General features: G+C 62.2%; 11 protein-coding genes and 2 pseudogenes. 9 read left to right on the forward strand and 4 right to left on the reverse strand.

The window, feature by feature from the left end:
* Together K289_RS46990 and K289_RS0139350 are read left to right on the forward strand one after the other, a co-directional pair.
* A pseudogene (locus tag K289_RS46990) lies at positions 1-292 on the forward strand (IS256 family transposase); the annotation flags it as partial.
* An 88-nt stretch (positions 293-380) separates the two neighbouring features.
* Complete coding sequence (locus tag K289_RS0139350; protein ID WP_027556360.1) at positions 381-1,787, forward strand: adenylate/guanylate cyclase domain-containing protein; 1,407 nt, start codon at positions 381-383, stop codon at positions 1,785-1,787.
* Positions 1,788-2,194: 407 nt separating this feature from the next.
* Here K289_RS0139350 and K289_RS0139355 read toward each other — a convergent pair whose 3' ends face one another.
* On the reverse strand, positions 2,195-2,755 hold the full coding sequence (locus K289_RS0139355; RefSeq protein ID WP_027556361.1) for a phasin family protein: 561 nt from the start codon (positions 2,753-2,755) through the stop codon (positions 2,195-2,197).
* A gap of 345 nt (positions 2,756-3,100) precedes the next feature.
* On the opposite strand from K289_RS0139355, the gene K289_RS0139360 reads away from it, so the two are divergent.
* Positions 3,101-3,604, forward strand: coding sequence for a hypothetical protein (locus tag K289_RS0139360; RefSeq protein ID WP_035687753.1), 504 nt, complete (start codon positions 3,101-3,103; stop codon positions 3,602-3,604).
* A gap of 90 nt (positions 3,605-3,694) precedes the next feature.
* On the opposite strand, the gene K289_RS53275 is transcribed toward K289_RS0139360, so the two are convergent.
* On the reverse strand, positions 3,695-3,976 hold the full coding sequence (locus K289_RS53275; protein WP_371260910.1) for a GCG_CRPN prefix-to-repeats domain-containing protein: 282 nt from the start codon (positions 3,974-3,976) through the stop codon (positions 3,695-3,697).
* A gap of 191 nt (positions 3,977-4,167) precedes the next feature.
* Complete coding sequence (locus tag K289_RS0139365) at positions 4,168-5,085, reverse strand: hypothetical protein (RefSeq protein ID WP_371260911.1); 918 nt, start codon at positions 5,083-5,085, stop codon at positions 4,168-4,170.
* A 290-nt stretch (positions 5,086-5,375) separates the two neighbouring features.
* Between K289_RS0139365 and K289_RS0139370 the strand changes: the two genes are divergently transcribed.
* The 6 genes from K289_RS0139370 (at position 5,376) to K289_RS0139395 (ending at position 9,374) form a co-directional block, all read left to right on the forward strand.
* A complete protein-coding gene (locus K289_RS0139370; protein ID WP_027556364.1) occupies positions 5,376-5,924 on the forward strand; it encodes a helix-turn-helix domain-containing protein in 549 nt (182 codons plus the stop codon).
* A 182-nt stretch (positions 5,925-6,106) separates the two neighbouring features.
* A complete protein-coding gene (locus tag K289_RS0139375; RefSeq protein ID WP_245284133.1) occupies positions 6,107-6,556 on the forward strand; it encodes a hypothetical protein in 450 nt (149 codons plus the stop codon).
* Positions 6,557-6,705: 149 nt separating this feature from the next.
* Entirely contained in the window at positions 6,706-6,903 is a 198-nt protein-coding gene (locus K289_RS0139380; protein WP_027556366.1) for a hypothetical protein, read from the forward strand.
* A 425-nt stretch (positions 6,904-7,328) separates the two neighbouring features.
* On the forward strand, positions 7,329-7,916 hold the full coding sequence (locus K289_RS46995) for a hypothetical protein (protein ID WP_063614287.1): 588 nt from the start codon (positions 7,329-7,331) through the stop codon (positions 7,914-7,916).
* Positions 7,900-8,421 carry a hypothetical protein gene (locus K289_RS0139390; RefSeq protein ID WP_027556367.1) on the forward strand — a complete coding sequence of 174 codons (522 nt, stop codon included), beginning with the start codon at positions 7,900-7,902 and terminating at the stop codon, positions 8,419-8,421. The genes K289_RS46995 and K289_RS0139390 overlap by 17 nt, the downstream gene beginning before the upstream one ends.
* Before the next feature lie 107 nt (positions 8,422-8,528).
* Positions 8,529-9,374, forward strand: a complete 846-nt coding sequence (locus K289_RS0139395; protein ID WP_027556368.1) for an FkbM family methyltransferase — start codon at positions 8,529-8,531, stop codon at positions 9,372-9,374.
* A gap of 155 nt (positions 9,375-9,529) precedes the next feature.
* Here the strand turns inward: K289_RS0139395 and K289_RS0139400 are convergent.
* Positions 9,530-9,804, reverse strand: a pseudogene (locus tag K289_RS0139400) (lytic transglycosylase domain-containing protein); the annotation flags it as partial.
* Positions 9,805-10,877: the final 1,073 nt, after the last annotated feature.

Raw genomic sequence — 10,877 nt, forward strand, 5'->3', positions numbered from 1 at the left:
AATCCTGACTGTCGTCCGGTTGAAGTTGCCGAAGGAGCTTCGTCGATCGCTCGCCTGTACCAACATCGCCGAGAACATGATGGGCACCATTCGCCGCGTCACGCGCAACGTCAAACGCTGGCGGGATGCCGGTATGGCCTTGCGATGGGTCGCGGCCGGCATGATCGAGGCCAACAAGGGCTTCCGACGATTGAAGGCGCATAAGCAATTGTCGGTTCTGCGTGCGGCTCTTCAAGCTCGCCACAATCGCATGACGATCAACCCCGTTGCCCACGTCACGAGGGCCGCGTAACATTCATTCCGGCAACGTCGGCCCGACCTAGTTCAACAGCGATCGGGACATCCCCTCCGCGCGCCCCCCTTTCAGGTAAAACCACCGTATGAGCGAAATCGAAACCTTGTTCGGTGTCCTGCGTCAATCGGTTGACGAGCCCGTCGTCGACCTGCTCGAACGCATGGTGCGGGAATCGCCGGACCATGCCTTGAGCAAGATCAACGCGCTGCATCTCGCGAGCCAATCCGGCCTTGGCGAGGAGCAGGTGATCGGCGGGCTGTTGCACGCGGTGGGGCTCGGCATTTTGGAGATGACCTGGAGCGTGATGTGTCCGAGTTGTGCCGGCGTGCTCTCCGCCAACAAGAGCCTGAAGACGGTGAACAGCCCGCAGTATCACTGCGCGTTCTGCGCCGCCGGCTATGAGACGACGCTCGACAATCTGGTCGAGGTGACCTTCACCGTCAGCCCGCGCGTGCGCAAGATCGCGGCCCACAACGCCGACGAATTGTCGCTCGTCGAATATTATCGACAGATCTTCTGGAGCTCGGCCATCGATCTTCCGGCCGATCTCGACAGGCTCATGCGCGAGCTTACGCTGGAAACCGTCGACTTGCCGCCGGGCGAGCGGGCGATCCTCTCCCTGCAGGTTCCCGCCGGCACGCTGATCGTGTTCGATCCCGTCACGCACACCGCGCAGTTCCTCGAGGTCAAGGGCGAGGAGACCAGCGAGCGGCAGAACCTTTCCTTGATCTTCAACAAAGCCGAGGTCCCCGTCGAGGCCGTGAGCTTGCGCCCGGGCGCGCTGCGGCTTGCTTTGGAGAACCGCACTGACAGCCGCGTGCTGCCGGCGGTGTGGGTCGCGAACCAGCGGCTCGACGACCTCCTGACGCGGCGCAAGCCCAGCCTTACGGCCAAGCGGATTCTCACCAACCAGACCTTCCGCGACCTCTATCGCACCGACACGCTCGCGATCGGCCAGCGGCTCAAGATCCTGAGCCTGACCTTCCTGTTCAGCGATCTGAAGGACTCAACCGGCCTCTATGAGCATGTCGGCGACCTCGTCGCCTTCGATCTCGTCAACGAGCATTTCCGCCTCTTGCAGGAGATCATCGCGTCCGAGCAGGGCGCCGTAGTCAAGACCATCGGCGATGCCGTGATGGCGACCTTCGAGACGCCCGACCGTGCGATCGCCGCCGCGATCCGCATGCGCGAGGCCATGAGCGAGTTGGGTGCCCAGCGCCAGCAGCAGGGCCTGCTGCTCAAGATGGGCATTCACGAGGGATCGTGCCTTGCAGTCACCCTCAACGGCCAGCAGGACTATTTCGGGCAGACCGTGAACATCGCCTCTCGCGTCCAGGGCCTCGCCGCATCGCGCTCGATCGTGGTGACGGAGGCGGTGGTCGACAACGCCGAGACCCGGACCCTGCTGGAGGCCAACGGTCTCAACCCAGCCCGCCGCAGCGTGGCGCTGAGCGGGATCGCGGACAAGGTGTCGGTTTACGAGATCCCGTGAGGCGGGTTGGGCTCACTCAAGAACGTGATTGGTTCTCGAACGCTGCGCCGGCCATCGCGTGAGGCGATCGTCGCCGGACGGCCGCGAAAGGTCATTCACACCCGCAGGGAATTTGAGCAGCCGGGTCGGTATCCTCGGGGCAGCGCATGTTCAGCAGTCGCAGGTCGCGACCACTGCGCCGTCGCTGCAGCAACTGAGGGTCCCGACGCCGCGGGCGAAGCGCACGGCGGCCGCAGACCGCAACGAAGGACGTGCAGCCAACTGAGCGCTGTTGTTTTTCAGAGCAGGGTGGGTTGAGCTGGTGCGCAACCCACCACCGTGTCGAGGCGCAGTTGATGGGTATTGCGTCCGCCTTCGCTCCACGAGCTGCGGCGGACAGGTCGCTCCACCCATCCGGCGAGCTGGCGCTAGTGACGTGTCGCGCGCAGCTCGAATGTGGTCTGGGTGACCCTCGCCACCCAGCCCTCGAAACGCATGACGCGCTGTTTGACCAATTCTTCCTGCAGGTCGGCAATCTTGCGCGATTCCGCGACGAAGGTTTCGCAGGCTTCCTTCGCAAACTCCATCTGACACGCGAAAGCCTCGGCCGGTGACCGCGCGGAGGCGAGCTTGCCGAACAACGCCCAGCTCTGTTCGAGCGACTTCATGGTGTAGTTGGCGCAGGCATTTGCGATCGCCTGGGGGCTCACTGCAACGAGTTCCAGCGGGGCGATCGGCGCGCTCGCGATCGTCTGTGTTGCGAGGGCGGGCGAGTCTGGGGTCGATGCGACCGGTGAACTGAGTTCCGGACTGGTCTCTTGACCGATCACTTGATCGACCCGTTGCTCGATCTCCTGGCCAGCCTCCGCTGCCCGTGTTTCATCAGTGGCAAGCTGTTGCTCGCCGGCTTTGGTCTGCTGCCCGGCCTTTTTTCGGCCCTTACGCTGGCTCGGCTTCCCCATCGGCTTGTTCCCGTCCGCACTCAACATCAAACGACACTCCTCAATAAATTAAGCCGCGAGACTTCGCTGCGTTCCCGCCGGAATCGCGGTTGCGCCTTGTCATCGAGGTGGCAGGGATGTGGAGAGATTGGGGAGGACAGAGGGATGTGGGGCTCATTTCCCTGGCCTTCTCCTCGGCATTGGCGCGGAAACTCCCGCATTCAGGGAGAGGTTGTGTACCTGTGACATCAATCATCCCTGCGTGTTGCATTGGATGTGGGGAGAAAATGGCAAAGCTGAGACTGTCAACGGCATATGTGGTTAGAATGCTGCTTTTCCCCGTAATACACTCAACGTCCTTTGGGGTGCCGGGGCGTGTATTTGGAGACCAACATGGCAGGTGTTGAACAATTGCGCAGACGGGAAGGCGTGAACCTGGTTCAACTCGAGGCGGACATCTCATCGGTCCGCCCGGGAAGTTCGATCGCGTCGATTGCTTTGCCTGATTACGTCGAGCACACCGAGGGCGTCACGCGTGTTGGCGCGCTCAGTGCAGAGGCGGTCATTCGCGACTATGAGTCCGCTGCGAAAGAAATCGAGGCCATGGGCAGGGAGTTGATCGACGCCGCGCGAAAATGCGAGGAGCTGACAGCCCAGGTCCATGATGCGATAGCCTTCATGCGCGAAACGGCGGCGGGCTACCGCGAAGAGGGTCGGAAGATCTTCAAACGCATCGAGGAATGCGCGCTCTTCACGGAAGACGTCCGCAAGACATGTGAGGAGGTCAAGCGCAGAATGAAGGACGTCTCGGTCGGCGATTCCTCCGAGCACGAGCCCACGGCGCAAGAGCGCGAGCTGAACGGGATCGCGGCCGTGTCAGTTCAGGAGATATCGTGAGGCCGTAGTCCGTAGGATGGGTTGAGCCCTTGCGAAACCCATCACCTCTTGCGAAGCGAAGTTGATGGGTATCGCTTCGCTCAACCCATCCTACGAGCCGGAAATCCAATCGCTCACCCTCGGGAAGCAGGCCCGTTTGCGGGCATCCCAGACGTAGTCTGCCCCCCCGCAAGGCGGGCGCGCACGAGACGTGACCGGACATTCATTCCAGACACGCGCACCCGTGCCCCAGCCATCGACCACGCACGCCCCGGACCCGGTGGCGTGGCAGCCCGGACCGCAGCCGTCCGCGGCGCTGGCTGCAGAGACCGCAAACAGAAGCATCATAGGGGCAGTACAGGCCAACAGGACGCGTGGAAGGTGGCTGGTCATGCGCTCGCTCCTTCATGCCGGTACCCGCCTGAACGTTGCACAAATTTGGCCGGGGGCCGCGGGCCGGACTGCGGTGGAGCATAGCACCAAAAGTCAGTGGCTGAGAACGCCGATGCAAGCAGCCCGCGCGAGGCGGATCAGCGAAGCGATTTTCGGGACCTGCGCTGCGAAACGCGTATCCGCCTACGCGCTCACCAGTCCGGATCGCCGTAGGGGTCGACCATATAGGGCGGGGGCATCCAGGGGCCGCGCGGCGGAGGCCTCGGCCGCCGGGGTGGGGCTGCCTGGACGTGCTGGCGTGGTGCAGCCGTATTGTTCTCCTTCACCGGGCTCTGCGCGGCGGGTTTCGCGGGTGAAGCAGCAAGCTGCGCCTGCAGCGCCTGGACCTGCGCGGCGAGGCGCGCATTGTCCCCCGCATCTTTCTCCTGCGCCGTCTTGAGTTGTCGAATGGCGTCGGCCTGCTCGCGAAGCGTCTGCTCGTTGCGGCTCTTCTGTTGCTCGAGCTTTTCGTTGATGCTCGCAAGCGCATCGGTGATGGTCTTGAGCGATTGTGCCAGTTCGGCGGATGGCTGGTCGGGCGCTGTGGCGCCGGCTGGCGGCGTGCTTTGCGCTTCCTTGTGGACCGGCGGCGCCGGCACGGGCGCCGGCTCATCCGCAGCCGCCAGCAGGACCGTTGGCGGCGTCGCGGGCTTCTGAACCTCTGTTACCTGCGGGCGCGGACTCGCGGCCGGCGGGGTCCATCGCGCCATGATCGCCTTGGCCTCATCGCGATATTGCGAAGCGAACGCGGCGCCAAGGACGCCGATCGCCAGCAGCAGGCCAAGGAAGGCTCGCAGCATGGGCCGGTCCCCCTTCAAGCCTTGCTGGTGGACCTTGCTCTCCGGCGGCGGCGTCTTGTCCACGGGAGCGTCGTCGCGTTCCGCAGGGGCCTTTGCCGGCCCGGGCGGCGGGCTGTCGCTGCCGCGTTCCAATCCGGAAACCAACTGGTCCAGCCGCGCAAGGTCTTCTTCGGCGCTCTTGATCTGTTCATAGGCCCGCGTCAGCCCGCCATCGGCGCGCGGCTCGTCCGGCTTCGGGGCGTCCGGCTTTGGATCTTGCGTCTCAGGCACCGATGCGCTCTCCATTCAGTCCTGCATCAACGGAATGAGTGCGGCAGTCCGATTCATCGAGAGGATAGTTCTCGCCGCCGTCCAAGACAACGCGGGCGCGAGGGAAAAATTATGGCGGCCTCGGCCGGCCGGCCCGTTATCCCATCCACGTTTGCTTTACCATGGCTTCCAGTCCCGGTTGAGACGGTGGAGGCGTTCAGGAAAAATTCCGCGGGCGTTACGCCTGAATTTTAAGGATGCGTCGGATACGTATGTTCGACCTTGCCGGAGGCCACGGGAGCGTACGAACGATGAGCGAGCATCGCGCTGCAGCCAGACATCACACGTTGAGGACCGGCATCGTCGAATTCGACAACGGCACCGGCAGCATCATCAGCGTCCCCTGTACGATCCGCGACGTATCAGGCACCGGCGTCCGCCTCGCACTCAACAGCTCGCTCTGGGTTGCGGAGCAGTTCACGCTGATCTTCGATAGCGGCCTGCGAAAGGCCTGCCGGGTCGCCTGGCGCAAGGGGAGGCTGATCGGCAGCGCGTTCGCCGATGGTTATGCGAGCCCGGACGAACAGGCTGTCATGATGACCGCGGACGAGCAGGCCCGGCACAGGCGCGAGATCGGTGCGCGCGTCAGACTTGCGCGCGAGACCCGCGGCTACACCGAAGTCCAGTTGGCGGAGCTCATCGGCGTCCCGCCCGGGTTCGTGCCACTTGCCGAGAAGGGCGAGGCGGACATTCCCCTCTACCAGCTCATGCATATCGCCGATCTCCTGCTGGTCAGCCTCGACCGGCTCGTTGCAGGTCCGACGCCGGGTGGTGTACCCGGGGAAGTCGACGCGGCGTAGGGGCGGGTCGGGCGCCCGCCGACAAAATTGTCGAAAACAACCCCATGCAAAGTAGCAATCGCTGCGGATCTTTGATTTCGGCGATACCGAATAACGTTTGACGTGTCGGGCAAAACAGGCGCACTATGGCATGATGGCGCCGGTCCGACGGCCGAGAGCTTGTGCGCGGCCAGGATGAGCCAATGGGCCTGCGCGAAGCGCGCCCGATGATGGGCTCCGCGATGTCAGGGACTTTGCCGCCGACGCATTCCCCGGATGTCGCTTCCGCCTTCGCTCTTCGAGCTACGGCGGACAAGCCGCTCTTCCGGGCTACGCCTGCTGCAAAGGAGGACCCGATGAAATCGCTTTTGCTGCTCACGGCGAGCGGTCCGCTGCTCATTCTCACATCCCACGAGTCCCTGCACGATCAGAAGCTCCTCGAGGTGCTCAGGAGCAAGGGTATCGGCAAGTTCGTCGCGTTCGAGGTTCCCTTGTCGCTGGCCAGAACACGCTACGGCGGGCACTTTCAAGCGGTCGAAAGCAACCTGCAGGAGACCGATGATCTGAGGGTGCTCGACTTCGACGGCCAGCGGATCTTTCAGCTCTTTCGTTTCGATGAGCTGGGTGCGCCGAACCTGAAAGAACAGTCGTGATCCCGTTTTGCCTTGCGGCATGATCATGTTTCGCGAAACTCATCATCCCGTTGCGGCGCAGAGCTATCGCATATGAGATGGGTTGAGCAGGGCTGTTCCGAAGTGACGCCGATTGAGGTACGGTGGAGGCCTGGACTGAGGAGTCTGCCATGGCGTCATATACCGTCGGGTTGAAGCTCGGGACGCGTGCCAAGGCGCTCACGATCGAAGCCGAGGACGCGTTGGTCGCAGCGCTGAAGATCAAGCTCGAGAACCCCGAGGCCCTCGTCACCTATGTTCGCAAGTCAAACCGACGCGGTGATCGTCGCCACCCGCACGAAACACTGCGAAGCAGGAAAACCGCCTAGCCGAGGCCGAGGCCGCAGCAGGTCGCCCATCCGGGTCACGCTTGCTGCCACAACCAAGGATTTGATGTGATTTCAGTTGCTTGACGCTGCTAAATCCGCCCGCGTGAGACTTGACGTGGGAATGTTGAATACCGCGCGCCACCCCTGACGCGACTGCCCCGCCGTTCCAGCGGAAATCTGGAGAAATTTCCACATCGGTTACTACGCCGCCGCCACCAGTACATTTCCCGATGGCGGAGGGCCGCCTGTCGGGACACCATGACACGGCAAACGCGACGAACTGCAAAGGTTGATCCGCTCGGCCGCCGTTCTCCGGGATCATCATTCAGACCAGCCGCCGCCTCTCATTGTGCTGTCCTCGGGAACCTCACGTGCGGTGATTGGAGATGCGGATCCGACCTCGCGAAGTATAGGCAATGGATGCCATGGCCACGTCGACCGGCCGGATCGAGATAAAGCTTCGCAAGGTGTCGCAGCTCTTCAATACGCTTGATCCGTCGCCATTCAGGGAAAGTGAACTCGCACTCGAGGCCGAAGACTACATTGTAGCCCGTGCGCAGGAATTGCCGATCGATGCGTCCATCGCGATCGTCATTCATCTGCCGTCAGACGAATTGTCGCGAGCGTCGGCAAGCGACATCGTCATCGCGGTGAAGGATCATTTCGACCTCAGAAGCCAGGCCATGACCAGAGAGATGCGGGACCTGTTCAGGAACGGGCGGTTCTCGCTTGCGGTTGGCCTTTCCATCCTGTCGTTATGCCTGGTGCTCGGCTGGCTCCTGTTGCGAAAAATGGACGAAAGTCCCGTTTCCTGGATTCTGCAGGAGAGCTTTCTGATCTTTGGCTGGGTTGCGATCTGGAAGCCATCCGACATCTTTCTTTACGAGTGGCCTCCGATGGCCCGCCGCAGGGCGCTCTTCCGCCGGCTTGCTGCTGCAGACGTCAATCTCGATAGCGACACTCCCTGGGATCTGAGTTCGTTGAAGGAGAAGAAGGATGTCAACGCCATGTAAGTTCGAGGCCAGCATCTTGAATCACGAAGAGCAGCAGCTTGTCCTGACCTCCCACCATCCCGCGATCGGAGAGGTCGATCGTGCGGCATTGGAGAAGTTGCGTTTCGTGCTGCGTGATCTACGCGACAAGGAACGAACACTCGCGCACCGCCAACGACGCGTCGCGAAAGGTTCAGCCGATCCCGGCGGTCGCCGCACGCCCGGGACGGGAGCAAACACGTTCCGGCGCAAGGAAGTTTTTGTTGCCGCCCTCAAGCGCGTCAACAAGGAGCTGAGACGGCTCCAGAACTTTGAAGCACGGCGCGAGCTGGGAGAAGCCGCCCGGCGGGCGCTATCGCTGCGCCGCGCCAGGCAGTTCTCGCGCCCGGAAAACCAGCCCACGTCAGGTGAGGGCATGCGCGCACTGCCGAGCCATCGTCGAACCGTCAAACTTCCTCCCTCGAAGATTGGCCGGGTTTCACAGGCCAACAAGAGGGCACAGGCCAGGCGGGACTCACGGCGCTGACCGGATGCCGCCGGCCGGGGACCCGGGTGCAGACCGAACCCGGTCGAGATAAGCTTCGCATAAGCCGGCATTGCAATAGTGGGATCCAATCTAGAGGAGATTCCGCAATGCCTATCGCGGGGCAAAAGCTGGCCTTTGTCATGGCCTCGTCCAACCACGGAACGATGATCGTCAATCGCTTCGACTATCGCATGGTCAGTCCTGACCGCGGCTACGGCGTGGGGTTTCAGATCCTCGAAACGGCCGCTTTCGATCCCGGCGAAGTCAAGGTCGCTCTCGAATTGCTGGCATTGCGACGACGGCACCACGGTGACGGGGTGATCGCCGTCGACTGCGGCGCGAATATCGGCGTGCACACGATCGAATGGGCTTCGTCGATGACGGGCTGGGGTTCGGTGATCGCGATCGAAGCCCAGGAACGGATCTATTATGCGCTGGCGGGCAACATTGCCATCAACAACTGCTTCAATGCGCTGGCGGTGCATGCTGCCGTTTCCTCCGAATCCGGCATGATGCAAATTCCAAATCCGAACTATTTTGCGCCTTCCAGCTTCGGCAGCCTGGAATTGCGGCAGCGCCCGGGTAACGAATTCATAGGTCAGTCGATCAGCTATACCGACAACACCGTGCTTGTACGAAAAATGACGCTGGACGAGCTCAATCTGCCGCGCGTCGATTTCATCAAGATCGATGTCGAGGGAATGGAGATGGAGGCCCTCGCGGGTGCTCGGGAGACGATCAAGACGTATCGTCCGATCCTGTTGATCGAAAAGATCAAGACGGATAACCGGCAACTCGAGCATTGGCTCCTGGACAATGGCTACCAGTCCATGGCTCTCGGCATCAACATTCTCGCAGTCCATCAAAGCGATGAGTGCTTGAGGGATATCAACCGGACTCAAGGCGCCGGCCAGCAGGCTGAAGCGCGTGGACTGGCGGAAGCGAATGTCTAGACGAGGCCAAGGTACAGGCTGACTGCTTTTACCCAGCCCGCAGGATGGCTTGAGCTCTTGCGAAAACCCATCATCGCAGCTCGCATTGATGGGCATCGCTTCCCCCTTCGCTCGTCGAGCTGCGGCGAAGGAGTCGTTCCAGGTAACCCTGCGAGCTAATTGCCGTCCTCCGCCGCAAGGCGCAGAAATTGCCGCTTCATCGCGTTGACCTTGGAGATATAGCTAGCGACGAGGTGATCGCCGCACCGCTCGCCGGCCATCATCTGAAAGTGGCCGCGTGCGTAGGCTGTGGCGGGACCTGCGCCGCAGAGATGGATGAAGGCCGCCAGATCCTGTTTCTGCTGCGCGCTGGCCTTCACGTCGCCCGCGCGGGCGAGAACATCGGCCACATTGCGGTCCAGATACCCGATGCCAGCTCGATGGCGTGATTCAGCTCAACCAAAAGCGGTTATGTGTCGATCTCGGTTCATGAAGATGAATGGAGCTCGATGAGATGTTTCGCATTTAACCCTTGCGTGCCGATTTCGCCGAGCGCACTCTTGCGGAGCGTTTTCACAAGAACTTACGGAGGGTGCGGCCATGCCACGGGTCAAGCAAGCTTCGAAGCAGAAACGCACAACCAAAGCCGCCACCGTGAAGGTATTGGGTGCCGCCGGACTGGGTCTTTCGCTGGCGGGTAGTGCATCCGCATCCACGATGCCCGCTGCCGGTATCCCGCAATCTTACAATATCTGGCCAAATCAGCGCTTCTTTCTTGGCGAAGAGGAAATGGCCGACGTCAGTCTGGCCACGTTCCATCTCTTCGATAGAGAAAACTTTGGCAGCGGCGTGCAGCTAGCGCGCGGGTGCGGTGGTTGCGGGTGCGGCCATGGTGGCGGGGGGTGCGGCGGCGGCCGAGGTTGCGGTGGTGGTGGGTTTGTTGGCGGCCGAGGTTGCGGTGGTGGTGGGTTCGTTGGCGTCCGAGGTTGCGGTGGTGGTGGGTTTGTTGGCGTCCGAGGCTGCGGTGGTGGTGGGTTCGTCGGCATCCGAAGTTGTGGTGGTGCCAGGTTCGTCGGCATCCGAGGTTGCGGTGGCTTCCGTGGTTGCCGTGGCTTCCGTGGTTGCGGTTGCGGCGGCTGCGGGTTCGACGTCTGGTTCGGTGACGATATCGGGTACGATGACTGGGGGTATGGTGGCTGGGGGTATGGTGGCTGGGGGGGCGGTGGCTGGGGGGGCGGTGGTTGCGCGGGTTGCTGCGCATCTTGGGGGGCGTGCCGCTTGTGCTAAGTCCCACAATGGACTCTGCTAAGCTGCGATCAGTCCCGTAGGATGGACAGAGCTCTGGCGAAACCCATTAGCTTCGAAGAGGCATTGATGGGTTTCGCTTCCGCCTTCGCTCGTCGAGCTACGGCGGACGAGCCGCTCTACCGGGGATGTCCCGATCGCTGTTGAACTAGGTCGGGCCGACGTTGCCGGAATGAATGTTACGCGGCCCTCGTGACGTGGGCAACGGGGTTGATCGTC

Source organism: Bradyrhizobium sp. Cp5.3 (assembly GCF_000426265.1).
GTDB lineage: Bacteria > Pseudomonadota > Alphaproteobacteria > Rhizobiales > Xanthobacteraceae > Bradyrhizobium > Bradyrhizobium neotropicale.